This window comes from Streptomyces cavernae (assembly GCF_004023625.1).
Classification (GTDB): Bacteria; Actinomycetota; Actinomycetes; order Streptomycetales; family Streptomycetaceae; genus Streptomyces; species Streptomyces cavernae.
This window is the reverse complement of sequence record NZ_RPDJ01000052.1, coordinates 1-23,938: the sequence shown is the minus strand read 5'-3', so window position 1 is coordinate 23,938 and position 23,938 is coordinate 1. Positions and strand designations below refer to the sequence as shown.

General features: G+C 69.0%; 26 protein-coding genes and 1 pseudogene. 18 read left to right on the top strand and 9 right to left on the bottom strand.

Annotated features, from left to right (window positions below):
• Positions 1–2 precede the first annotated feature (2 nt).
• Positions 3–764 carry a sulfite exporter TauE/SafE family protein gene (locus EF387_RS41395; RefSeq protein ID WP_128381768.1) on the top strand — a complete coding sequence of 254 codons (762 nt, stop codon included), beginning with the start codon at positions 3–5 and terminating at the stop codon, positions 762–764.
• 536 nt (positions 765–1,300) lie between these two features.
• Here EF387_RS41395 and EF387_RS41385 read toward each other — a convergent pair.
• Together EF387_RS41385 and EF387_RS41380 are read right to left on the bottom strand one after the other, a co-directional pair.
• Positions 1,301–3,136 (bottom strand): sensor histidine kinase, encoded by a 1,836-nt coding sequence (locus EF387_RS41385; RefSeq protein ID WP_338058154.1) that lies wholly within the window; start codon positions 3,134–3,136, stop codon positions 1,301–1,303.
• Positions 3,126–3,827, bottom strand: coding sequence for a response regulator transcription factor (locus tag EF387_RS41380; protein WP_128381767.1), 702 nt, complete (start codon positions 3,825–3,827; stop codon positions 3,126–3,128). Before EF387_RS41380 ends, EF387_RS41385 begins: the two co-directional genes overlap by 11 nt.
• A gap of 182 nt (positions 3,828–4,009) precedes the next feature.
• On the opposite strand from EF387_RS41380, the gene EF387_RS41375 reads away from it, so the two are divergent.
• From EF387_RS41375 to EF387_RS41360, 4 genes are read left to right on the top strand one after another with little or no spacing between them, the layout of a single operon-like run.
• Entirely contained in the window at positions 4,010–4,537 is a 528-nt protein-coding gene (locus tag EF387_RS41375) for a hypothetical protein (protein WP_155589820.1), read from the top strand.
• Entirely contained in the window at positions 4,524–5,822 is a 1,299-nt protein-coding gene (locus EF387_RS41370; protein ID WP_238431991.1) for an efflux RND transporter periplasmic adaptor subunit, read from the top strand. The genes EF387_RS41375 and EF387_RS41370 overlap by 14 nt, the downstream gene beginning before the upstream one ends.
• Positions 5,819–6,541: an ABC transporter ATP-binding protein gene (locus tag EF387_RS41365; protein WP_128381765.1), complete on the top strand. Its 723-nt coding sequence runs from the start codon at positions 5,819–5,821 to the stop codon at positions 6,539–6,541. Before EF387_RS41370 ends, EF387_RS41365 begins: the two co-directional genes overlap by 4 nt.
• Entirely contained in the window at positions 6,538–7,785 is a 1,248-nt protein-coding gene (locus tag EF387_RS41360) for an ABC transporter permease (RefSeq protein WP_128381764.1), read from the top strand. Before EF387_RS41365 ends, EF387_RS41360 begins: the two co-directional genes overlap by 4 nt.
• A 464-nt stretch (positions 7,786–8,249) precedes the next feature.
• Here EF387_RS41360 and EF387_RS41355 read toward each other — a convergent pair whose 3' ends face one another.
• Entirely contained in the window at positions 8,250–9,029 is a 780-nt protein-coding gene (locus EF387_RS41355; protein WP_128381763.1) for an inositol monophosphatase family protein, read from the bottom strand.
• Between the two features lie 55 nt (positions 9,030–9,084).
• Between EF387_RS41355 and EF387_RS41350 the strand changes: the two genes are divergently transcribed.
• The gene (locus EF387_RS41350) at positions 9,085–9,984 is read left to right on the top strand and encodes a LysR family transcriptional regulator (protein WP_128381762.1); all 900 of its coding nucleotides are present in this window, start codon (positions 9,085–9,087) and stop codon (positions 9,982–9,984) included.
• Here EF387_RS41350 and EF387_RS41345 read toward each other — a convergent pair.
• The 3 genes from EF387_RS41345 to EF387_RS41335 form a co-directional block, all read right to left on the bottom strand.
• Positions 9,981–10,640, bottom strand: a complete 660-nt coding sequence (locus EF387_RS41345) for an NAD(P)-dependent oxidoreductase (RefSeq protein ID WP_238431990.1) — start codon at positions 10,638–10,640, stop codon at positions 9,981–9,983. The two genes, EF387_RS41350 and EF387_RS41345, sit on opposite strands and share 4 nt — an antisense overlap.
• A gap of 8 nt (positions 10,641–10,648) precedes the next feature.
• Positions 10,649–10,939, bottom strand: coding sequence for a hypothetical protein (locus EF387_RS47700; RefSeq protein WP_202918537.1), 291 nt, complete (start codon positions 10,937–10,939; stop codon positions 10,649–10,651).
• A 249-nt stretch (positions 10,940–11,188) separates the two neighbouring features.
• Complete coding sequence (locus tag EF387_RS41335; RefSeq protein ID WP_128381761.1) at positions 11,189–11,692, bottom strand: PQQ-dependent sugar dehydrogenase family protein; 504 nt, start codon at positions 11,690–11,692, stop codon at positions 11,189–11,191.
• Between the two features lie 313 nt (positions 11,693–12,005).
• On the opposite strand from EF387_RS41335, the gene EF387_RS41330 reads away from it, so the two are divergent.
• Positions 12,006–12,287: a hypothetical protein gene (locus EF387_RS41330; RefSeq protein ID WP_128381760.1), complete on the top strand. Its 282-nt coding sequence runs from the start codon at positions 12,006–12,008 to the stop codon at positions 12,285–12,287.
• A gap of 188 nt (positions 12,288–12,475) precedes the next feature.
• Here the strand turns inward: EF387_RS41330 and EF387_RS41325 are convergent, their stop codons facing one another.
• The gene (locus EF387_RS41325) at positions 12,476–13,384 is read right to left on the bottom strand and encodes a LysR family transcriptional regulator (RefSeq protein ID WP_128381759.1); all 909 of its coding nucleotides are present in this window, start codon (positions 13,382–13,384) and stop codon (positions 12,476–12,478) included.
• 176 nt (positions 13,385–13,560) lie between these two features.
• Between EF387_RS41325 and EF387_RS41320 the strand changes: the two genes are divergently transcribed.
• The 10 genes from EF387_RS41320 (at position 13,561) to EF387_RS41275 (ending at position 21,396) form a co-directional block, all read left to right on the top strand.
• A complete protein-coding gene (locus tag EF387_RS41320; RefSeq protein WP_128381758.1) occupies positions 13,561–14,682 on the top strand; it encodes an FAD-dependent monooxygenase in 1,122 nt (373 codons plus the stop codon).
• Positions 14,679–16,466 (top strand): CocE/NonD family hydrolase, encoded by a 1,788-nt coding sequence (locus EF387_RS41315; protein WP_128381757.1) that lies wholly within the window; start codon positions 14,679–14,681, stop codon positions 16,464–16,466. Before EF387_RS41320 ends, EF387_RS41315 begins: the two co-directional genes overlap by 4 nt.
• On the top strand, positions 16,463–16,948 hold the full coding sequence (locus EF387_RS41310) for a nuclear transport factor 2 family protein (protein ID WP_128381756.1): 486 nt from the start codon (positions 16,463–16,465) through the stop codon (positions 16,946–16,948). The genes EF387_RS41315 and EF387_RS41310 overlap by 4 nt, the downstream gene beginning before the upstream one ends.
• A 34-nt stretch (positions 16,949–16,982) precedes the next feature.
• A complete protein-coding gene (locus tag EF387_RS41305; protein ID WP_128381755.1) occupies positions 16,983–17,297 on the top strand; it encodes an NIPSNAP family protein in 315 nt (104 codons plus the stop codon).
• Between the two features lie 117 nt (positions 17,298–17,414).
• Complete coding sequence (locus EF387_RS41300; protein ID WP_128381754.1) at positions 17,415–18,332, top strand: acetamidase/formamidase family protein; 918 nt, start codon at positions 17,415–17,417, stop codon at positions 18,330–18,332.
• 63 nt (positions 18,333–18,395) lie between these two features.
• Positions 18,396–19,061 (top strand): MSMEG_1061 family FMN-dependent PPOX-type flavoprotein, encoded by a 666-nt coding sequence (locus EF387_RS41295; protein ID WP_128381753.1) that lies wholly within the window; start codon positions 18,396–18,398, stop codon positions 19,059–19,061.
• Between the two features lie 13 nt (positions 19,062–19,074).
• Entirely contained in the window at positions 19,075–19,983 is a 909-nt protein-coding gene (locus EF387_RS41290) for a PDR/VanB family oxidoreductase (protein ID WP_128381786.1), read from the top strand.
• Between the two features lie 107 nt (positions 19,984–20,090).
• A complete protein-coding gene (locus EF387_RS41285) occupies positions 20,091–20,714 on the top strand; it encodes a DedA family protein (RefSeq protein ID WP_162467312.1) in 624 nt (207 codons plus the stop codon).
• Positions 20,715–20,729: 15 nt separating this feature from the next.
• A complete protein-coding gene (locus EF387_RS41280) occupies positions 20,730–20,996 on the top strand; it encodes a sigma factor-like helix-turn-helix DNA-binding protein (protein ID WP_238431989.1) in 267 nt (88 codons plus the stop codon).
• A 190-nt stretch (positions 20,997–21,186) separates the two neighbouring features.
• A complete protein-coding gene (locus tag EF387_RS41275) occupies positions 21,187–21,396 on the top strand; it encodes a hypothetical protein (protein WP_128381751.1) in 210 nt (69 codons plus the stop codon).
• A gap of 798 nt (positions 21,397–22,194) precedes the next feature.
• On the opposite strand, the gene EF387_RS41270 is transcribed toward EF387_RS41275, so the two are convergent.
• Positions 22,195–23,076, bottom strand: a complete 882-nt coding sequence (locus EF387_RS41270) for an SDR family NAD(P)-dependent oxidoreductase (protein WP_128381750.1) — start codon at positions 23,074–23,076, stop codon at positions 22,195–22,197.
• A complete protein-coding gene (locus tag EF387_RS41265; RefSeq protein WP_128381749.1) occupies positions 23,073–23,546 on the bottom strand; it encodes a MarR family winged helix-turn-helix transcriptional regulator in 474 nt (157 codons plus the stop codon). The genes EF387_RS41270 and EF387_RS41265 overlap by 4 nt, the downstream gene beginning before the upstream one ends.
• Before the next feature lie 168 nt (positions 23,547–23,714).
• Between EF387_RS41265 and EF387_RS50275 the strand changes: the two are divergent.
• A pseudogene (locus EF387_RS50275) lies at positions 23,715–23,938 on the top strand (IS630 family transposase); the annotation flags it as partial.

Genomic DNA, 23,938 nt, shown 5'->3' with positions numbered 1-23,938 from the left:
GTGTGTACGAGTTATTGTTTGTCCTGCTGGCCGGTGTTGCCGCCGGGGTGTTGAACGCCATGGGTGGTGGGGGCACGTTCGTGGCGCTGCCGGCTCTCGTCGCGTTCGGCCTGTCACCGGTGACGGCGAACGCGGTGTCGCGGGTCGCCCTCGTCCCCGGGGCCGTGGCCAGCGCGTGGGTGTACCGACGCGAGATCACCCCGGTCGGGGTGACGTCCACGAAGGCGCTGACAGCGATCAGTGTGATCGGTGGCGGAGTCGGTGCCGGCCTGCTGCTGGTGCTTCCGGCATCGTCGTTCGACGCCGCGGCGCCGTGGCTACTCGCCTTCGCCACGGCGATCCTCGCCTTCGGACGTCGCCTGTCCCAGGCGTTGAGCAGCGCGCTGGGCCGCTCGGTCGGCATGAGTTCCCGAGCCGTTCTGATCAGCCAGTTCTTCCTCGCCGTGTACGGCGGATACTTCGGCGGTGCCGTAGGCATCATGATGCTGGCCCTGTGGAGCATCGGCCTCGGCCTCGACGCCGCGGTCAGCAACCCGATGCGGATCGCACAGCTCGCAGCCATCTATCTCAGCGCGACCGTGCTGTTCCTCATCGCCTCTGACGCACTGACTGCTCCGCTTCTCCTCACTGCCATGCTCACCGGCGCGGTGCTCGGTGGCTTCGCCGGCGCCCACCTGGCCCGCCGACTGCCTGCCTGGCTGCTGCGGGGCGTCATCCTGACCACCGCCGTGACCATGACCGTCCTGTATTTCCTGCGCGGCTGACACGGGGAGCCGCGGTGATCATCCCCGCCCCCCATCGTCGGGAGCTGAGGCTGACTGACATGACCGAAGATGACACGGGAGCCCACCGCACAGTACACGAATGCGGCGCGAGCGAGACTGGTGATGGCCTACGAGGCATGCGAACTGGCCGATCTCACGTGTGCCGCCGTCCCGATCGGCGAGCACGAGCTGAACCCCGACGGCACCATCCGTTCCCCCGGCACCGTGCTGCCCGACGCCGCCCGAGTGCTCGCGGCCGCACAGCGGTTCCTCGAAGCCGCCACCGTGTTCGAGCCCCACCCACCAAGCAGGCAGAACTCTGACCAGCACAAACACCAGCCGAGCCTTGTCATGCCACAGCTACCTACAACGAACCCAGCCCCGCTCAGCACACAAGACATAACTCCAGCTCACACACCCCGGCCTCCCCACCGAAGCCACCCACCCCGCCTCTCGACAAACCAGCAACACACCAGGCCAACCACCATCCCGCACACCAACAAGCCCCCTCCGAGCGTCAGCAGGCGTCCGTCCCTTCACAGGGGCAGGCTGAGTGTGAAGACCGTCTCCACGTTCGGGGTGCTGGTCACCGAGACCGTTCCGCCGTGGGCTTCGGTGAGTTGGCGGACTATGGCGAGGCCCAGGCCGCTGCCGCCGGTCTGGCGGCTGCGGGACTTGTCCGCGCGCCAGAAGCGGTCGAAGACTCGGGGCAGGTCCTCGGCGGCGATTCCGGTACCGGTGTCGGCGACTTCGATCACGACCTGGTTGCCGGCGCCGCGGCAGCGCAGGGTGACGGTGCCTCCGGGAGGTGTGTGCCGGATGGCGTTGGACAGCAGGTTGCCGATGGTCTGGCGCAGGCGCACGGGGTCCGCCAAGAGGGTGGGGGCGCCCTCGGTGTGGGTGGTGAGCGTGACGCCGGCGGTGTCGGCCCGGCCGCGGTGGGCGGTGGCCACGTGGTCGAGGAGCTCGGGCAGGCGCAGGAGTTCGGGGTGCAGCCGGAGCCGGCCCGCGTCGGCCTGTGCCAGGTGCTGGAGGTCGTCGACGATGTGCTGGAGCAGCAGGGCCTCCTCCAGCAGGGAGGCGACGAACGCGTCGTCGGAAACGGCGTAGCCGTCCTGGGCTGCTTCGAGCCAGCTGCGGATCGTGCTGAGCGGGGTGCGCAGTTCATGGGCGACGTCGCTGACCATGGCCTTGCGCTGGCCCTCCACCCGCTCGCGGCGCTCTGACAGGTCGTTGAACGCAGCGGCCAGGTGACCGATCTCGTCGTTGGTGGTCACCGGTACCCGCAGGTGCTGCTGCGCCGGGCGGCGGGCGGCGTCGGTCAGTGCCCGCAGGGGTCTGACAAGCCGGATGCCCACCGCGACAGTGACGGCCACCGTGAGGACCAGCACAAGGGCGGCGACGCCGGCGACCCGAACCGTGTTGCCCGGGGAGAGATCGAAGCCGGGGGCGGCCGATCCGGCCCGGGTGGTGACGAACAACAGCGCGGGCGGAGCGACGTACGGAGCGAGCTGCTCGCGGCGGGCGGTGTCGATGCACCGTTGTACGGCCTCGCCGGCGACTCCGTTGGTGGGCTTGAAGCTGAGACCTACCGTCACGGGGTTTAGGCGCTGGCGTTCCAGACAGCCGCCGACCAGGACGTTGAGCCGGTCGAGCGCCCGTTTCTCGGTGGGCGTGGGGTCGTCGAGCGTGTACAGGGCGCACGCCCCGCTGATTTTCTGCAGGAGGTCATTGTTGGCGTTGATGACGACGGAGGGCCTACCGCTCGGCGTTTCGGTGACTCGGGCGCTGGAACCGGCGAAATGGCGCCAGCAGGGCTGCAGCTTCTCCGCGAGGTTGCGTAGTTCCTTGCGCTCACCTTCCGGCAGTCGATATGGGCCGACCGCTCGCGGGTCGATGCCGTCCGTCTTGATGCCGGGCAGCAGCGCCGGGTCGGCCCGCAGAGGGTCGACGAGCACCGAGGCTCTGGTGGGAAGGGCGGTGGCGGAGCCGGACCCGGCGATGGGCCGGCGGTCTTGTGTGGTCAGGGTGATACGGCGCCCGGTCCGCTCGGCCAGCCGGCTCAGGGTCGGCTTCACCGCGGACCAGTCGGTGTGGTCGGCGGCATAGCCGATGAGCGTGTCGTAGATCTGGGCGTCGTTGGCGAGGACTTGCCCCTGCTCGTCCTGGATGGCGCTCGTCGCGGTGCGCACGGCCAGCCAGGCGGTGGCCGCGACCGACAACACGGCGATCGTGATCGACGCCGCCAGCAGCCGGACCAGCAGACTCCGCCGCAACGGCAGCCTGCCCCGGCCCCCGGCCCTGCCCTTGGCGCTGCCCCTGCCCTTGGCTTCGGTTCTGGCCGCGGCCTGGGCCTCCGTCTCAGCGCCCACGGCTGCCGTCGGTGAGGCAGTAGCCGACTCCGAACACGGTCCGCAGATAGACCGGCTGCCGGGGAACGGGTTCGATCTTCTTGCGGAGATTCAGGACGTGTACGTCGATGGTGCGTTCGGTTATGTAACGGTCGGTTCCCCGTGTCCGGGCCAGTAACTGACGCCGGGTGAAGACCCGTTCCGGTTCGGCGGCCATCGTGGCGAGGACGTCGAACTCACCCGGCGTGCAGGTCACCAGCCGGCCCTCGATCTCGACGATGCGGCGGACGGGGTCGAGGGCGAGAGCACCGATCCGCAGCACCGGGTCGTCCGGCGCCGCGGCGGATGCCCGGGTTCGCCGCAGCAGGGTGCGGGTACGGGCCATCAGCTCGCGGGGGCTGTAGGGCTTGGTCAGATAGTCGTCAGCGCCGAGGTCCAGGCCGAGCAGGAGGTCTTCCTCGGTGCTGCGGGCGGTCAGCATCAACACGGGCACATCGCTTTCGCGCCGCAGGATGCGGCACACGTCCAGTCCGTCGACGACGGGCATCATCACATCGAGGATCAGCAGGTCGGGCCGGTGGCGGCGCACCTCGTCGAGCGCCGCGCGCCCGTCATGGACGACCAGGGCGGTGTGGCCCTCGCCCTCCAGATAGCGGCGGATCACCTCGGCCTGTTTGGTGTCGTCCTCGGCCACGAGAACACGGGCGCTCATGGGGTCACCTTAGGGGGCGGGACAAGACCAGACGGATCTCTGACTGCGCCCTGACAGAATCCTCATATCCGCGGGCCATGGTCTGCGCCATGTCGAATCTCCTCAATCGGGCGTCGTCGGACCGTCGCGGCGAGTGCGCCCATCGCCCGCGGCCCGTGTTCAGTCGTACTCGCCGAGCCGCGGTGTTCACCTTTGTCGGCGCGGCCGCGCTGGTCGTCCTCACCGCATGCGGGGGCGGTGACGGAGGCGGCGGAAGCGATGCGGACAAGAGCGGTCAGGGCGACGTCGCCTCGATCAATACCCCGGCGGCGGGCGGTGGTTCGACGCAGTCGAGCGCCGATCCCGACGCGGGCCGGCCGCGGATCCGGCTGGACACCACCCAGGAAGAGATCAACCGCATGATGGATGCCTGGCTCGCCTGCCTGAAGGAGAACGGGGCGGAGAAGAAGTACAAGACCTCCCCGAACGCCCCCGAGGTGAAGGCGTGTCGGGGGAAGGAACCGCTCGATCCGCCGGAGCTGGACCCGGCCAAGAACCCGGACTACAGCGACGACGTACGGATCATGGTGAAGTGCATGAACGAGCACGGCATCAAGAGCGTGGTCGTCGATGGAGGCTGGGGCTTGGAAGAGGGAGCGAGCTTGAGCGCTCCCAACTACGAGGAAGCCGAGGCCACCTGTCAGGTGAAGGCGTTCGGTGAAGACGACTGATGACACCGGGGCCGCCCGTCCGCGGGGCGGACGACGGGTGGTCCTCGGGGCCGTGGCACTGGCGGTCGTCATCGCGAGCGCACTGACCGTAGCCGCCTGGCAGGACCGCGACGGGAAGCCGGACAAGGCGGCCGGCAGCGCCGCGCGGGTCGCCACCGCCGTCGTGACCAGAACCGATCTGTCCAATGCCCAGACACTGGACGGGACCCTCGGCTACGGCCGGACGACCACGGTGAAGGGCGGCAGGGGCGGCCTGATCACCTGGCTGCCGGCGGCGGGGACCACGGTGCGGCGGGGCGAGCCGCTGTACCGGGTGGACAACGTTCCGGTACCGGTCTTCTACGGCAGCACGCCGCTGTACCGGACGCTGAGGGCCCGGGGCACCACCGGCCCGGACGTGAAGGTGGTGGCGGACAACCTGAGGAATCTCGGCTACGACATCGGCGCACAGCCCGCGGTGGGCACGTGGATCGCTCAGCAACCGGTCAGGCCCGACGAGGCGGACACCGAAGAGACGGCCGGGGACGCAGCGCGGGAGACAGCGGGCTCGGCCACGGCAGGTCCCGCACCGGACGCCACCGGAACCAGGCAGAGCACCCAGCCCGACGCCGCCACCTCCAGCGCGGCGCCCGTCCAGGTCAAGCGTGGCGACGGGGTCCTGACCGCCGGCCTCGTCGCCGCGATCAAGCGGTGGCAGACCACGGTCGGCATGCCCCCCACCGGCGTTCTGGCCGTCGGCGACCTCTCGGTGCTGTCCGGTGCCGTGCGGGTCGACGGCGTACAGGCCCAGCTCGCCGACGCGGCCGACGGGACCCTCATGACCGTCACCTCCACCGTCAAGTCGGTGACCGTACCAGTGGAACCGGACGAGGCAGGCTCCATACGGAGGGGCGACTCGGTGACGGTGAACCTGCCCGACAACTCCACGGCCCAGGGCACCATCACCGCCATCGGCACCACCGTCCAGCTCGGTGACGCGGCGGCCGGCGGCGGCAACGGCGGCTCCGGTCAGCCCGAGCTGACCGTCAGCATCAGGTTGCGCGACACCGCGGCGGTGCGCAAGCTGAACTCCGCCCCGGTACAGGTGAAGTTCACCTCGGAGACTCGCAAAGGCGTGCTCGCCGCGCCCGTCGGCGCTCTGATGGCGCTGCGCGAGGGGGGCTACGCGGTGCAGTTGCCGGGCGGCCGTCTGGTGGCGGTGAAGACCGGGATGTTCTCCAAGGGTGTGGTGGAGATCAGCGGCAGCGGCATCAGTGACGGAACCAAGGTGGTGACGACCTCATGAGCTCGCGCCCGGTCCTGGCGGTGCGCGGCGCGAGCATGGTGTATCCCGGCGGGGTCACGGCGCTCGACGATGTCTCGCTCGCCGTCGAGCAGGGCGAACTGCTCGGCATCGTCGGCCCGTCCGGGTCCGGCAAGTCGACGCTGCTGAACATCATGGGCACGCTGGACCGGCCGACCAGCGGCACGGTGGAGATCGGCGGCCAGGACGTCGCAGAACTCTCCGACCGCAGGTTGTCGGCCTTGCGGGGCCGCCAACTCGGCTTCGTGTTCCAGCAGTTCCACCTCACCGACGGGCTGACCGCCGCCGAGAACGTCGCCACCGGTCTGCTGTACGCCGGGGTTCCGCGCGGCAAGCGCCATCCGCTGGCCCTGGAGGCGCTGGCCCGGGTGGGGCTGGCACGCCGTGCCCGGCATCTGCCACAGCAGCTCTCCGGCGGTGAGCGGCAGCGGGTGGCCATCGCCCGTGCGCTCGTCAACCAGCCCGTCCTGGTGCTCGCCGACGAGCCCACGGGCGCACTGGACACCGCCAACGGCGTGGCCGTACTGGATCTGCTGACCACGTTGAACCGCGAGGGAACCACCATCGCGGTCATCACCCACGACCGGGACATCGCGGGCCAGCTGCCCCGCCGGGTGGAGATCCGCGACGGCCGCCTCCTTTCCGACACCCGCACCGACACCGACACCCGCACCGACGCCCGTACGGAAAGCTGGTCATGACCATCACCTCGACGCGCCCCGCCGCCGGCCGCCCCGCCGAAGGGGTCGCCGACAGCAGGCCGGTGCGACTGGCGCCGCTGGACATCCTGGGCCTGGGGCTGCTGGGCCTGCGGACCCGCAAGGTCCGGGCGGCCCTGTCCGCCCTCGGCATCTCGATCGGCATCGCCACCCTGATCGTCGTCACCGGGATCCCGGCGTCCAGTGAGAAGGCCCTGATGACCAGGCTCTCCGCGCTGGGCACCAACATGCTCCAGGCCGTGCCCGCCCGACAGGACCCACCGGTGCTGCTGCCGCCGGAATCGGTGGACATGGCCGGCCGGATCGGGCCGGTCACGGTGGCCAGCGCGGTCGCCAACACCCATGCCGAGGTCTTCCGCAATGACCGCGTCAGCGCCAGCGAGTACGCGGGCCTGACCGTCCTGGCCGGCAAGCTCAATCTGCTTCAGGCGATCAACGCCAAGGTGGGCTCGGGCCGATTCCTCAGCGCGGAGACGGAGAAGTTCCCCACCGCCGTCCTCGGCTCGGTCGCCGCCTCTCGCCTCGGCATTCCGAAGATCACCGCCGGGCAGCCCGCCCCGCAGATCTACATCAACCGCCGCTGGTTCACGGTGATCGGCATCCTCGAGAAGACCCCGCTGTCGCCGGACATCGACCGCTCGGTCCTGGTCGGCTGGGACGCCGCCCGCAGCCTGCTGAAGTTCAACGGCCACCCAACCGTGATCTACCTCAAGGCCAGAGAGTCGCAGATCGAGGCCGTACGCGACGTGCTGCCCGCCACCATCAACCCCGAACTGCCCGGCCTGGTCCAGGTCAGCCGCCCCTCCGACGCACTGGCCGCCAAACGGGCCACCGAGACCACCTTCTCCGCGATCTTCCTCGGACTCGCCGGGGTCGCCCTCCTGGTCGGCGGCATCGGAGTGGCCAACACCATGGTCATCTCCGTCCTCGAGCGCCGCCGGGAGATCGGGCTGCGCCGCGCTCTGGGTGCCAACAGGAACCAGATACGCGGCCAGTTCCTCACCGAATCCGTTGTCCTGTCGGGGCTCGGCGGCCTGGCCGGCACCGTACTCGGAGTCCTGGCCACCATCGGTTATGCCACTCATCAGAACTGGCAGCCGGTCATCCCCCTCAGCTCGATGACCGCCGGGTTCGCCGGCGCGGTCCTGATCGGCATGCTCGCCGGCGTCTACCCATCCATCCGCGCCGCCCGCCTGACCCCCACAGAAGCCCTCGCGACGACATAGGGCTCCAGCCCATCCCGGTCCCATGGCATCCGAAGCACCGGTAGATCATCGTTGGTTTTTCATGACTGTCCGGGCTCATGGCCATCATCTGGAACGACCGGCTTGAACTGCCATGCAATCGGTACGAGAGCGGGAATCCACACCGGCACCGGCAGCGCCGCGGCGCCCCACAGCAATGGCCGTAACCGCATGGCGGCTCGTTACCGGCGGCCGGTGAGGAACTGCTCGGGGTGCGGGAGACCCTGGAGCTGTATGCCGAGGACATCGGCGTCCCCTGCAACCAGGTCCGGCTCAACCGGCAGACGGCCGGCAAGTGGCCTGCCGAGTTCGCCGCCCTGAGCGCGACCGAGATCCGCAGTCTGGTTCCCATCGCAACTGGCGGATCACCATGGGCAGTCCGACGGGTTCGCGGCCGAGGACACGGCGGATGTACTCATCACGAACACTCCGTTGTCGATCTCCGGTCAGGCAGCGACGATTTCCAGCGCCGCGGCGTGCACGCCCGGGGCGGCGGCGAGGTAGCTCTTGCTGGTCAGCTCCCACGGCTTGCCGTCGAGGTCGGTGACGACGCCGCCGGCCTCCTGGACCAGCAACACGCCCGCCACGTGCGAGCGCACGTGGTCGAACTGCCAGTGCAGGTCCATCCGGCCGGCCGCGACCTGCGCCAACTGGTGCGTCACGGGCACGGAAACCCGCACGTAGATGGCCGCCTTCATCATCGCGGCGAACGAAGCCCCGATCCGGTCGGCGATTTCGGCGTCCTGGCCGGGCTTTGCCTGACCGGTGCCGGCCAGGACACCGTCGAGCGAGGTCTTGTCCGAGACCCGCAGCCGCACGCCATCGCGGAACGCCCCGCCGCCCTCGACGGCCGTGAACATCTCGTCCACCAGCGGGAAATAGACCACGGCCAGCACAGGCCGCCCATCCCGGACCAGGCTCACGCCGATGTTCCAGTCGGTCATGCCGTGGACGGCGTTGATGTTGCCGCCGACCGGATCGATGAGCCACCACTCACCCGTGGTCAGCGGGCCCCAGCCGTGTTCGTCGTTGAGCCAGTCCGCACTGGGCAGGATGTCGGTCAGCGCCGGCCGCAACACCTCGACCACGGCTTGGTCGTTGGCGCGGACGTCCGCCAGGAGTTCGGTGAGCCCGAACTGACGCGCATCGGAGGAGTAGCGGTCCAGCATCAGGGCGCCGGCGCGGCGGACGGCGGCAGTGGTGGCAGACAGAAGTTCGTGCGTCATGGGAAACTCCAGTCATTAACAGTGCGGCATCAATGCGCGCGTACGATTTACTGCTATGCAAGTAGACTTGAACCTGCTCACGGTGCTCGACGCCCTGCTGGAAGAGGGCAGCGTGATGGGCGCGGCCGACCGGCTGCACCTGTCCTCGCCCGCGGTCAGCCGCACCCTCGGTCGGCTCCGCGCGGTGACCGGGGACGACATCCTGGTGCGTACGGGTCACTCGATGACCCCCACGCCCTACGCTCTGGCGGTTCGGGAGGACGTGCACCGGCTGGTCCGGCAAGCGCACGAGGTGCTGTCACCGACCCGTGAGTTGAACCTGGCCGAGCTGGACCGCACCTTCACGATCCAGTGCCACGACGCGCTCGCCACCTCGCTGGGACCCGTGTTGGTCGGCCGGATCCAGGAGCAGGCACCCGGCGTGCAGTTGCGCGTGCTGGCCGAGCACTCCGCCGACACCGACGACCTCCGCCAGGGCCGCGTAGACATGGAACTCGGCGGGGACCGGCCGAGCCTGCCCGAGTTTCGGTCCGAGACTCTGGGACACGACCCGCTCGTCGTGGCGATGCGTCCGACTCATCCGTGCGCGGACGGCTTGGATCTGCGCTCCTACGCGGCGCAGCCGCACGTGCTGGTCTCCCGACGAGGCCGTCTCACCGCACCGATCGATGACGTGCTGGCGGCCGAAGGACTGCGCCGACGAGTGGTCGCGGCGGTCGCGACGCTCGCCATGGCCCTGCAAATAGCCGGCCGTAGCGACGTGCTGGTCACCAGCACCGAGATCCTCAGCCGCCCGCTCATCGAGGTGTTCGGGCTGATCATACGGCCACTGCCGGTGGAGTCGCTGCCGGCGGTGATCAACTGCAACTGGCACCAGCGTTACGATTCCGACCCCGCTCACGCCTGGCTCCGTGACCAGGTACGGGCATCTCTCTCGGAGATCGTCGCCGGCTAGTGGTCCAGCGGCAGGGCGACCGTGCCGGCGAAGCTGGGTGTCTCGGCCTCATCGAGCATGGCCGCGGCGACGGTCTCGCGGCTGACCTTCGCGCTGAGGTCAAACGGGGGCGCGGCCTGCAGGCCGACCGTGCGCCGGGTGCGGCTCTCCGGCCCCATGTCGAGCACGCCGGCGTGGAAAACCGTACCCCCGGCGGCCAAGACGGTGTTGTCGGCCTCGACTTTGTCCGCGAGCCGGTCGCCCAGCAGTTTCCCGAGCACGGCCGCTCCCTCGCCGGCGGCGTCGGCCGACTTGCCCGTGCCGTAGGCGCCGAGCCAGATGATGCGCTGCGGTCCGGCGGCGACAACCGCCTTGGCGCCGGCGAGGAGAGTTCCCGCCTGATCCGCGCCGAGTCCGGACAGGACAACGGAGTTCGCGTCGACGACCGCGGCGATGCCGGCCGGATCGCTCACGTCGGCCGTGACTTTGCGCAGCTTCGGGGAGTCGGGAAGGGCGATGCGCTCGGGGTTCCGCGCGATCGCCGTGACGGAGTGGCCACGTTGTAAAGCTTGTCGAGTGATCGCGAGTCCCGTTCGGCCGGACGCTGCGAGGACGATGAGGTTCATGCCAGGAACACTAGGGAGCAGGTCGATTAACATCAAGTTCTTGTTCGTCAACCAATGATTTACCCACATGCAATTGGCTGTAGCGACGAGTGCGGTCTGCGGATCAACGGTTGCGGGTGCCGACGGCGAAGCGTCGGCACCCGCAACCTGTCAGCCGCGGCACCCTGCGCGACGGCCAGCACCGCGAACAGGAAGGCGGCGGTGGCCGCCGCCGATCGGAGCACGTCGATGGGTGACCAGCGGCGGGCCACGGCCTTCCGGTCGGCCGGCGAAGCGTCCACCTGCCAGTCGTTGACCTTGAACTCGATCGGCACCGTGCCCGGGAACGACAGCAGCCAGAACAGCGCCATCGCGGCTGGATCGCCCACCGCAGCGCCAGACTGGGCCCGGTGACGGTGATCAGCCCGACCACGGCGAACGCGGCCGCCGGGAACATAACGATCGGCACCACCACCCGCAGGTGGCGCACGAGTGCTTGCGGCGCAAGCAGATGGGCCCGATCCTCCAAACTGGACAGTGCCGGATGGATGCCGTAGCGGACGATCAGCTCGTCGCCGGCGAGAACGCCGAGCGGGAACAGGCCGATGTACTGCACCACGTCACCGGTCATGCCGACCGCCCGAGGTAAGCCGCAGCCGCACGAGCCGCGCCGGTTGCGCGTCCCGGTCGCGCGGTCCTCGCATCCCGCCGGTCGTGGTGACGTACAGGACATCGGGGATCGGATCGAGCGCCACCGCGGTGCTGCCCATGAGCCCTTGTGTCTGCCCGGCGAGCTCGACCCGGCGACCGTGCGGATCCAGTTGGAGCACACTGTTGCCGTGCTGGGTGGCGAGGAAGATCCTCCCGTCCGGGTGCGCTGCGAAGGGGCCGGCGGTCAGGTTCTCCGCGACGAGGGTGACATCGTGCACGGTCGAGCAGCGCAGCAGCAATGCCTGCGCGGTGTTGGAGATGTAGACCGATTCCCCGTGCGCGGCAACGCCATTGGCGCCGGGCATGAACCTGTGCGCGCCGGTGGCAGGGTCGATGTCCAGGGCCAGCCCGAGCGCGGAGTCCATCGCCAGCAGGTGTCCGCCGACTCGCTGCATGCCGTTGCCGAACACCAAGTCCGGCTGTTCGCAGACCAATGGCAGTGGCCGCGTTCGGCACAGACCAGTTGCCGGTCGCGCTGCCGATCGCTCCGGCGAGGACCAGGGCACCGACGCTGTGGGCGACGATACCGGTGGGCACGCGGTCCATCTCGGCGAACACCTCGGTGCGTCCGTCGCAGTCCACACGGTCGATCCGGCGGTGCGAGGGGATCGTGACCAGCCACCTGCTGTCGGACGTGGGGCGAGGTTCTCCACGAACGTGCCCGGTTCCCACTCCGCCACGACCCCCTGAGCAGGTCGTCCGAACTTCCCCATTTCCAAGGAAGCGTTGATCCTCGACCTTCCCGCGCGACGACGACCACGCTCCCGCACCGGACTGGCCCGCGTCGATCGCACCGCGATCGACGCGGCGCTGGACATCCTGGCCGGCGAGCTGGACGCACTCATCGTCAACGACGCCCAGATCTACGACACGCTCATCGGCTATGCCGCCGGCCACACCGACTGGTCCGCGGTGAAGCCGACCCTGAGCCGGCTGGCCGCGCGGACCGGGCGCGACAGCGACGATCCCCTGAGCCAGATCGCGGCTACGGCCCTACTCGGGCTGTGACGCGTCCAATGCACTGCCCTGCGGCGGAGCGTGAAAGCACGCCCCGACAGGTCCGCGACGCTGTTACCGCCGACGTGCGCAGCGCGGGGCGGCTGCTCGACGCCGGCCTGGCCGGCTTCGGCCACACGACGATGCCGTGACGGTTCGCGGGCCCGCCGTTCGTTCGCGACAAAGCAGCCGGCTCTGGATCACCCGGTGCCGCCGGCCGCCGCCATGATCTGACGGGTGCGCTCGCGCAGCAATTGGTGCGTGCGGTCGTGGTGGTTGCGGGGATGCCACGCCATGCCGATCGCCGTGTGCGGCAGGGCCAGAGGGATCGGGAAGGTGCGCAGCCCGAGGGTGTCCAGCATCGACCGGCCCAGCTGGGCCGGGGCGACGCACACGACGTCGGTTTCGCGGGCGAGGTACAGCGCGCTCGCGAAACTGGGGACCACGGCGATCACGCGCCGGCTCAGGCCCAGGTCGGCGAGTTGCTCGTCGATCGGGCCGTGCGCCCGGCCCCGCCGGGACACGACGATGTGATCGGCCGCGGCGAATCGCTTCGGCGTGACGGTCTTCACCCTCGCGAGTGGATGGTCCGGTCGCACCGCGCCGATCAGCGTCTCTGTGACCAACGTTTCCGAGTGGATCTCCGGGTCTCCCGGGCGGATGACCCCGATCTCCAGGTCCACGAGTCCTTCCCGGAGGGCTGGGGTGTCCTCGACGCTCTCCGGCCGCAGCCGCAGCGAGACGCCGGGGGCTTGGACCCGCAGGTCGTCGATCAGCGACGGAATGAACGTCGTCGACAGCATGTCGGCCACTTGCAGGTCGAACATGCGCACCGTGGTGCGTGGATCGGCGGTGTGCGACGGCGTGAACAGCGCTCGTGCTCGGGCGGCGACCGCGTGCACCTCACCGCGTAGCTCCAGCGCGCGGGCTGTGGGCACGAGGTCGCGTCCGGCCCGCACGAGAAGCGGGTCGTCGAAGGCGCGGCGCAAGCGGGCCAGGGCGCGGCTCATCGACGGCGGCGAGGTGTGCAGGCGTGCCGCGGCCTTCGTCACGCTGTTCTCGGCGAGCAGTGCGTCCAATGCCTCGATGAGGTTCAGGTCGTAGTCCACCTACCGATTATCACCAGCGAAATAAGTGTGTACCAAGGTTGCACTGGAGTGAATCGGGTTGCGTCCCTACCGTCGAACACAGGACGACGTCAGGAGTACACAATGGACATCCGCACGTGCCCCGCAGGTCACCAAGCGCTTGTGGCCGTGGTGCAAGTGGCTGAGGGTGAGCTCTGATGCGGGCTGTGGTGATCGGGGCCGGGATCGTGGGCCTGACCAGCGGGCTAGCCCTGCGGCGCGCCGGTGTCGACGTGGTGATCTACGAGCAGGCGCCGGAGATCCGCGCCGCCGGGGCCGGGTTGGGGCTGTGGGCCAACGCCTTGGCGGTCTTCGACGAACTCGGCATCGGCGCGCAGGTGCGGGCCATCGGCAAGCCCAGCGAGATGTACTTTCACGACCCGGCCGGGCGGCTGCTCGCCACCCCGGAGTTCGGCCCCGAGGACCATCAGTTCCTGCTGGTACACCGGGCCAAGCTGAACGACCTGCTGGCCGACGCGGTCGGCCGGGAGAACATTCGCCTGGCGACCGGGTTCGGCCAATACCAGGAGCACTCGGACCATGTCACGGTCCGGCTGACCGATGGCAGCGAGGACGACGCCGACGTACTCGTCGGCGCGGACGGGGTGTACTCGACAGTGCGCGGGCAGTTGGTGCCCGGCAGCCCGGCGCAGGAGCACCCCGGCCATCACGCCTGGCGGGCGGTCATCGCCAACCCCCGCATCACCCTGTCCGAAGACCGGCTGATCCTGGGCGCCCACGGCTGCCGCGGCGGCTACGTACGCACCTACGACGGCGGTGTCTACTGGCTGGTGAACCAGTTCAATTCGCCCGAGCTGACCGGCAGCGTCAAGCAGCAGGCCCTGGACCGGGCCGCCCACCTCGACCAGGGGAAGCGGAACCGGGTCCTGACCGAGCTGATCGCCGCGACGCCCGAGGAGATGATCCTGCAGAACAAGATCATGCTCGCGCCGTCGCTGCCGCACTGGGTTTCCGCACGTGTCGTGCTGGCCGGGGACGCGGCCCACGCGATGTCGCCGCACATCACCGCCGGTGCGACGCTGGGCATCGAGGACGCCGCCCTGCTCGGCCGGCTGCTCACCCCCACGAGCGACGTGCCCGCAGCACTGGCCGCCTACGAGGCCGACCGAATCCCGCGCTACGCCCATGTCGCGGAGCTGTCGGCCGCGGTGGAGCATGCGCCCACGGCGCAGCAGTTCGCACAGCACTACGCCGCTTTCAGCCACTGGATGATCACCACGGCGACGGCGATATCCGGCACGCGCCAGGTGCGGGCATGACCTTCACGGTGGAGGTGGACGTGTGGGTGCCGATGCGTGACGGCATCGCGCTCGCGACCAACGTGTGGCGGCCGGAAGGACCGGGGCCGTTCCCCGCGCTGCTGGTCCGCACGCCGTATGGCAAGGACGACGCGGGCTTGTATGGCAACCCGAAGCTCCCGGACGTGTTCGCGTTCGTCGACGCCGGTTATGCGGTGGTGGCCCAGGATGTCCGCGGCACCTCCCACTCACCCGGCACGTTCGCACCACAAACTCACGAGGGCGCGGACAGCCTCGACACGCTCGCATGGCTGGCCGATCAGCCATGGTGTGACGGCGCGGTCGGCATGTGGGGCGGGTCCTACATGGGATTCGCACAGTGGCAGGCGGCCCCCCACAACCCGCCGGCGCTGCGTGCGATCGCACCCGTGATGAGCTCCGCCGACCCCTACGCGGCACCGTGGCGCTCTCCGGGCGGCGCGTTGTCTCAGGACGCCGTCCTGACCTGGAGCACGCTCTCCGCAGTGCGCAACCTCAGCCGTGGCCTCGCCGACGGACACGGTGACCCCGCCGACGTCCACGCGCTGATGTCGGGCCTGGCTGACCCACGATCGCTGCACAACCCGCTGCCGCTGGCCGACCGCAGCGCGGTGACCCGTTACCTGCCCTGGCTCGGCGAGGTTCTCGACCATCCCGAGCGGGACGAGTTCTGGCAGGAGATCTCCGCGATCGACCACTGCGACCGCATCACCGTCCCGGCCCTCCAGATAGGTGGCTGGTACGACGTGTTCATCGGCGAAACCGTGCGGTCCTACACGATGATGCGCCGTCACGGTGGCAGCGCCGAGGCCCGCAACGGCCAACGGCTGCTCATCGGCCCGTGGTCGCACGCCGACGGCACCGACCTGGGCACCTACCCCGACCGGTCGTTCGGGCTCGCCAGCAGCATCAAGACCGTCGGAGTCACCGAGGCACACCTGCGGTTCTTCGACCGCTGGGTCCAGGGCCGGACCGAGACGTCCGACGACGCCCACCGGGTCCGGATCTTCGTCATGGGCATCGACCGGTGGCGTGACGAGGTGGACTGGCCGCTGCCCGACACCCGTTACACCGACTTCTTCCTCGCCGGGGGCGGCCGCGCCAACACCGCCGGTGGTGACGGCGTCCTGACGCGCGACGCCGTGTCGGGGGAGACGGCGGACACGTTCCTCTACGACCCACGCCGCCCGGTCCCGAGCCTGGGTGGCACCGTGCTCGCTTCCGCCTCCGGCACCTTCCCCGGACCGGCCGACCAGACGGCCGTCGAAACGCGCGAGGACGTGCTGTGCTTCACCACTCCCGTCCTTGAGCATCCCGTCGAGGTCACCGGCCACGTCACCCTGGTCCTGCACGTCTCCTCCTCCGCACCGGACACCGACTTCACCGGCAAGCTCGTCGACGTGCACCCCGACGGCAGGGCGATCCTGCTGTGCGAGGGCATCCAGCGCGCCCGCTACCGCACGTCACTCACCGACCCGGAGCCCTTGGAGCCGGGAACGGTCTACGAGTTGGCCATCGATCTGAGCGTCACCGCGAACGTGTTCCTGCCCGGGCACCGCATCCGGCTCGAAGTCTCCAGCAGCAACTTCCCCCGCTACGACCGCAACACCAACACGGGCAGGACGATCGCGGGCGACAGCGAGGACGACCTGGCCGTCGCGGTCAACCGGGTCCACCACGGCCCGGCCCGCCCGAGTCGTCTGGTCCTACCGCTGGTCGAACGACCGGAGACCGAACACCCCACGGCAACGGAGGAGCCGACATGAGCGCACTTCAGGACCTGGTGGACCGGGCAGCCGTCGCCGATGTCGTCGCCGGTCTCGCCCACGCCCAGGACGACCGGGACTGGACCGCTCTGCGGCGGCTGTTCGCCGACGCGGTGCATCTGGACCTGTCGGCCCATCACCACGGCAGCCCGCCGACGACTGTGCCGGCCGCCGAGCTGGTCGAGCTCGCCCGTAGGACCCTGGAGGGCTTCGACAGCACCCACCACGCGGCCACCGACCTCGTCATACAGCTGTTTGGTGACGAGGCCGAGTGCCGCGCGCACATGGTCGCCTACCACCACGTCCCCGCGGACCCCGGTGTCACCGACCACTGCACGATGCGTGGCCTCTGGCGGCTCAGGCTCCGCAGATCCGGCGGACGCTGGCTGATACACCACTGGGCCGTGGCGCGCACCGCCCCGTGGGAGGGCTCCTCCGGCGTCTACGAGCTCGCCGCCGCCCGCACCGGACCTCCGTCCTGACGACAACCGCGAAGGACGCAACGGAGAGGAACCCATGTTCTACGAGATACGCACGGAACGCGCCCGCGCCGGCCGCGGCACGGAAATGGCCCGCTACATGGACGAGACCGTCATCCCGCTGCACCAGGAAATGGGGATGCACGTGGTGGGAGCGTTCACGGTGGCCGATGACGAGGACGCCTTCGTCTGGATCCGGCGCTTCGAGGACGCCGCCGACCGGGAGCGCGTCCTGGCCGCCGTCCATGGGCATTCCCGGTGCGCAACCGTCGTCGACACCCTTTCCGCGCTGTCAGGCGGGACGGCTTCCGCGGTCCGGCTGGAACCTGCCCCACGGTCCGGGCTTCGCTGACCCCGCCCGCGCACCTGCCCGTGCCGCGGCGCGGGCAACCACATCCCTCCCGGCTGCCGCGGACCGGGGCCGCCGTACCCGACCTGGATCGATCGACGACGCGAAGGGAGGCTTCGAATGGTTCGACACGAACTGCCGGCGACACGGGACACCGTGGTAAACGTCTTCAGCCGGGACACCCCACCGGTTCTCACCGTGGACGCCGGCGACTCGGTGGTGGTCGGCTCGCTGGACGCCGCAGGGTACCTGGAGCCGATGCGAACACCCGGTGACCCGAGGCCGAGGATGTTCGAGGACCGGACCGGCCACTGTCTCACCGGGCCGATCGCGGTTCGGGGCGCGCAGCCGGGCATGGTCCTCGAGGTGCGCTTCGGGTCCGTCAGGGCCGGCACCTGGGGGTGGACACTCGCCGGGGCGAGGGACAACCCGCTGACGCGCCGACTCGGCGTCGCCGACGGACCCGCGTCATGGCTGTTGTGGGACATCGGCGACGGGACGGCCACCAACGACCGCGGCCGGACCGTGGACATCGCGCCTTTCCTGGGTGTGGTCGGTGTCCCTCCGGTGGAGCCGGGCCCGCATTCCACCATCCCGCCGCGAGCGGGGAGCGGGGGAAACATCGACTGCCGTGAACTGGTGGCGGGTTCGACGCTGTACCTGCCGGTGACCGTGCCCGATGCGATGCTCCACCTGGGAGACGGCCACGCGGCGCAGGGGAACGGTGAGGTCGCGGGCACGGCGATCGAGTGTCCCATGACGACGGAGATGACACTGAACCTCCGGGAGCGGGCCCCGGTTCCCGGTGTCCACGCCGAGACACCTGAAGGGCGGGTCACCTTCGGTTTCGACGAGAACCTGAACGTGGCGACGGGGGATGCGCTGGACGCCATGCTGGTCTGGCTGTGCTCACTGTTCGATCTGGACAGGACGGCCGCGCTGGCCCTGGCCGGCGCAACCGTCGACCTGCGGATCACCCAAGTGGCCAACGACACGTGGGGGGTGCACGCCGTGCTGCCGTACGACGCCGTCCGGTGACCCCCACGGCACACCGGATGGGCCTGTCGCGGGCCTTGTGGAAGCGAGTAGAAAGCAACCTGAATGATCACTCATGACCATCACTCGACCAGCGGTGACGCAATCTCCGAGACCCGTCCCCGACGGATTTCCTTCGCGGAGGTACGCGCCCGGATCGGCGAGCCCGAGGACCTGATCAAGGGCAAAATACACGACCGCCTCGACCGGTACTGCCGCCGTTTCATCGCCCACTCCCCTTTCCTGGCGATGGCCACGTCGGACGCGACAGGGCTCCCCGACAGTTCACCGCGCGGTGACTATCCGGGATTCGTCAAAGTACTCGATGAGCGCACGCTCGCCATTCCCGATCGGCCAGGCAACAAACTCGCCGACTCTTTTCGCAATCTCGCCGAGAACGACGGGATCGGGCTGATGTTCGTCATCCCCGGAATGCGGGAAGTGCTGCGTGTCAACGGTCGTGCCTATCCCACCGACGAACCGGACGTGCTCGCCCGGATGCGCACCGAGGGAAAGGAGGCCGAGCTGGCGATCGTCGTGGAATTGACGGAGGTCTTCTTCCACTGCGGCCGCGCGCTGATCCGCTCCCGGCTGTGGGATCCGGCGAGCCAGGCCCTGGCCGAAGAACTGCCGTCGATGGGTGAGATCGCCATCGACCAGATGGGGCTCGACGACGCAGATCCGACGGTGCTGGAAGAGATGCTCGAAGACGACTACCGGCACCTGTACTGAAGGCGGTATGGCCATGCAACGAACCATCCTTGAGAAGGCGGAGCCGGTCGCCGAGGGCGCGGTCTCGCTCCTCCTGCGCGGCGCCGACGGCCCGCTGGCCCCCTGGGAACCGGGCGCGCACATCGATCTGGCACTGCCCAACTGGCTGACCCGGCAGTACTCGCTGTGCGGGAACCCTGCCGACCGCGATACGTACCGTGTCGCCGTCCGTCACGACCGGCTCAGCCGAGGCGGCTCGGAGTACATCCACCTGTTCCTCAACGAGGGCCGCACACTCGACGTCTCGGTGCCACGCAACAACTTTCCCCTGCTGCCCGCACCGGAGTACCAGTTCCTCGCCGGCGGGATCGGCATCACCCCCATCGTGCCGATGCTGACGGCGGCGGTCGAAGCGGGCGCCTCGGCGACGTTGGTGTACGTGGGCAGGTCCCTGGCCACCATGCCGTTCGCCGACGAACTGCGGGCTGCGCACGGCAGCCGGGTGCGCATCCACACCACCGAGCAGCACGGCAGGCCCGACTTCGCCGCGGAGGCAGCAGCGCTGAGCCCTCGCGCGCTGGTTTACTGCTGCGGCCCCACGTCGATGCTCGACGCGGCCGAGGCGGCGTTCCCCGCACAGCAGCTGCACATCGAGCATTTCCGGCCGGTGGCCAAGGAGTTCGCGCCCAACAAGCCCTTCGATGTGCGCTGCGCCCGGTCGGGACGGACTGTCCGGGTCAGTGCGGAGGACTCCATGTTGGACGCGTTGAACCACGCGGGATTCCGCATACCGTCCGGATGCCGTGAAGGCGTCTGCGGCAGTTGCGAGATCGCCCTCGTCGACGGAGAGCCGGAGCACCGCGACGACATCGGCGCCCCGCCCGGTCGCATGTACTGCTGCGTCTCACGGGCCCTGTCGTCCGACCTCACCGTCGACCTCTGACCCGACCCGTACCACCCCTCATGTGCCGAACGCCGTGATCGCCGATCATCCCGGGAGAGATGCCCCGTGACCATCCATCCGCACCTGACGACGAAGGTCTGGCGCTTATGATCGACTGGCTCGAACTGGCCGAATCGGTCATCACCTCACCGTGGTTGTACGCGGTGCTCATCGCGGTGTCCTTCCTCGACTCCTTCCTCCCGCTGATCCCGAGCGAACCCGTCGTAATCGTCGCAGGCGTCTACGCCGCCACAGGGCAGACCGACATCGTGCTCGTCATCGCCGCCACGACGTTCGGCGCCCTTCTCGGCGATCTCGTTCCCTACGTGGTCGGACGACTCTTGAGTGAACGCATACTCAAGCGCCTGCCACCCGGCTCCAAACGCCGGACGGCGCACGACTGGTTCGCCCGCGAACTCGACGCTCGCGGCGGCTTCATCCTGGTGACTACACGGTTCATCCCGGTGGGGCGCTACCTGGCCACGTTGTCCACCGGGCTCGTGGGCTACCCGTTGGGCAAATACGTACTCTTCGTCGCGTTCGCCACCGCCACGTGGAGCGCCTACACCGCACTCACCGGCTATTTCGGCGGCGTCGTGTTCCAGGAGAACACGCTGCTGGCCATCGCCGTCGGTGTGGGGCTGGCGTTCGTGGTGACCGGTGCCATCGAAGGCATACGTCACCTCCGCCGCCGCAGGAGTGCCGTCGCAGCGGACGCAGCCGTCGACTGACCGTGAGGATGCGACGTGGTGGCGCTGCGGATGGGTCTGACTCGCCGACCGCCTGACGCGGCCGGCTTGGTGGAGGACCGCGTTCGGCTGCAAGCTGCCCTGGTCCACTTACCGCTGCGGCAACGGACAGCTGTGGTGCTGCGGCACTACTGCGATCTGCCGGAAGGCCAGGTCGCCGAAAACCCGAACTGCGCCCAGGGGACTGTCTCGTCGCTCGTCTCGCGAGGCGTGGCCACATTGCGATCGCTGATCGTCCCCACCGTAGCGAGCGTGCAGGCGTGAGCGGTGAACTGACCGGCACCGCCACCATCCGCAGACCGGAACCGCTCGGCACAGGCGGAGCGGGACGATTCGCAGTGTGGCTGGCACAAGCTGCCGAGGCATTTGCCCGCGCCGAGGCGATCGGCTCGTTGCAAACTCAGGTTACCTCCCCCTCTCTTCCGCCGAGCGCCGGATCAACCTCTCGGACGGGATGCTCGGCCTCGACCTGCCCCACGGCTGGTACGTCCGTGACCAGGCGGACCAGCTGAGTGCGGCTGCTGTCTTCGTCACCAACCGGCCCTTGAGAGCGACGAAGCCCTGCCCGCCGACGACCACTGGTGACCATGGCTGCGCACCTCTGCCCACTCTCGCAGAAGGCGAGGCGCTGATCTCCTTCCGGCAGACGGAACGCACCAGCTGATCGCACAGCTTGTCCGCTCCCGCCCCGGTACCGACCTCGCCGACCCGACTTGCGCGGTCCGGACCGCCCTGCGCCGTCTTGCCCGCCACTGGTAGTGCCCAGTTGCCCTGTACTCGGGGACGAAAGTCGAGCCCAGTCCGTACTCCAGCCCAAGCGAGGGCTGCCGGTCGCGGGGAGGGAGGCAGGAGCTGGTCCGACAGGGCTGGACAGCGCACTCTGACGAGGCATCATTCCCTGTCGAAGTCCATGTCTGCCACAAAAGCGCCTCGGCCGCGACACTCGCCGATCTCCGCCAGCTCGGGACGGACCAACCGCCACCGTCTCAACCGAGGCGGCGACCGTCAGGCCAACCACGCACCCCACACGATCGCCTCGTGCGGATGTGCTACGCCCCCCCACACACGGCTCTACGTCGCGCGGCACACAGCTGAAGGCATGTCAACAAGGACATCCTCCGCTGCCTGGAACGCTTCATCGCGCGGGAGGTATACAACCACCTGACCAGCATGAACATCTCACAGCAAACCCGAACAAGCAGCGGAGGGTGCGGCCGGGGCGACATCCTGAAGACCCGAGCCCGGCGCCGCTCCCGGGCGGCCGGATCGTTTACCGGGATGAGGCGCCGGGCCGGGGAGAGCCTGGCCAAGCGCAAGGAGGGGTTGTGTCGCTGGCCGAGGCATATCCGCAGGTCTCGGCGGTGTGGTTGCAGGAGCGCAACGGGGGTCTGAACCGCAAAATGCGACGCCGCAGATGCAGTCGAGGAGCGCGGTGAGGCGTGTTTCGAAGGCCCGGACGGGCTTACCTCGTGAGGGGCACCACCCCGAGGAGGGCTGCCGTCTTGGTGTAAACGGTTCCGGCAAGGGTGTCGTTCAGAGCCAGGCGCGAAGGGGCGTCCGGCTGAGACTTGCTAAAGAAACCGCCACTGGGGTGTGGTGCGGACGAGGCGGTGGCGAGCCAGACAGGGGTCTGTACCCCTTCGTCCGGGGTGATTGAGAACGGTCGGAAGAGCGGGGCGCTCAACCGCATCAGCCCGCCGGCGTTGCTGTTCATCGCGGTGCCCTTGACCATGCCGGGATTGGCGTTGTAGACGCTCATACCGTCGGGCAGGCGTTGTGCAAGTTCACGGGCCGCCAGGAGGCTGACGAGTTTGCTCGTCGCGTAGACGTTGATCTGGTTGTAGAAACGGTTGCTCCACGATGTTCCCGCGACATCCGGATCGGTGGCGTCGAGTTTGCCTCGCCTTTCCGTAAAAGAGGACATGTTGATGATCCGCGCCTGGGGTGTGAGCGCTCCTTCGGCCAGCAAGGCGTGAGTGAGCAGGAACGGAGCGTGGTGGTTGAGCGCGTAGGTGCGTTCCGCGCCGTCCGCTGTCTGCTCGTACCGGGGGAAAGCTGCCCCTGCGTTGTTGATGAGGATGTCCACTGGGTGGCTGTCGGCAGCCAGTTCCGCGGCCAGTGCCCGCACCTGCGGCCACTGCTCCAGATCGGCGGTGTACGTCCTCGGCAGGACTGCTTCACGGTGCGAAGAGCCCATGCCATGCAGGCGTTCAGCAGCATCCCGGGTGCGCGTCGCGTCCCGGCCGACAAGGACGACGCTGTGCCCGGCCTTGACCAGTTGGCGTGCCATCACCAGACCCAGGCCGGAGGCGCCGCCCGTGATGACCGTGGTCTTGCTGCTCATCGCCGTTCCTTTTCCGGGGTGCCCATGACGTTGGCGGCCTCACCTGTCGCGTGGGTGCCGTCGATCGCTTGGCGGAGAAGTGCGAGCAGGCGGAGCCTGCTCTCCTGGTCGAGGCGGACGAAGGGTGAGTGCTCGGTGGTGTGCTGGATGACGCGATCACGCAGCGCACATCCCATGGAGGTGAGCTGGATGACTTTCACTCGGCGGTCGGTGGGGTGGGGCACGCGGCGGACCAGGCCACGCTTCTCCAGCCGGTCAATCATCGATGTGGCGGTCGAGGCGTCGCACTGCAAGCGGTCGGCCAGTCGGCGCGCGGTCATCTCCTGCCCGCGACTCAGCCTCCACAGCGCATCGGTCTGGGTATCGGTCAGCCCCGCTTCCCGGGCCAACTCCTTGAGCTCGGTATGTACCTGGGCGCGAATCGCGAACAGACAGTCGTGGAGCTCTTCGTTTAGCTGGCGATCATCCATGACCACCATTATACATTGAAAATCCAGTCATTGGAAAATCCATGGATTACCGCGTTTCCACCCGACGCGGACTGGCCCGCGAGGACGGACCATACTGATCTCGGCTCGTTGGGGTGATGTTTGCTGAACGTCCTGTGTGGGTGCGCTGTTGCCGGTAGTCCGTGGTGGGTGAGATATGCGGATGGGGGCGGGCTGACGCCTACAGCACGGCGGCGCCGGGAAGCGGTGCGGATGCAGGCGGCGGAGCTGTTCGCTCAGCAGGTCACCGAGCGCGACGAAGAGGCCGTGACCGGCTGGAAGGAGGCGACCTGGGTGGAGGTAAAAGGGCCCGGGCGGCCTGCGGGGGTTACATCTGCTTCGAGGACGAGGCGGGCTTCACCCGCAGGCCGCCC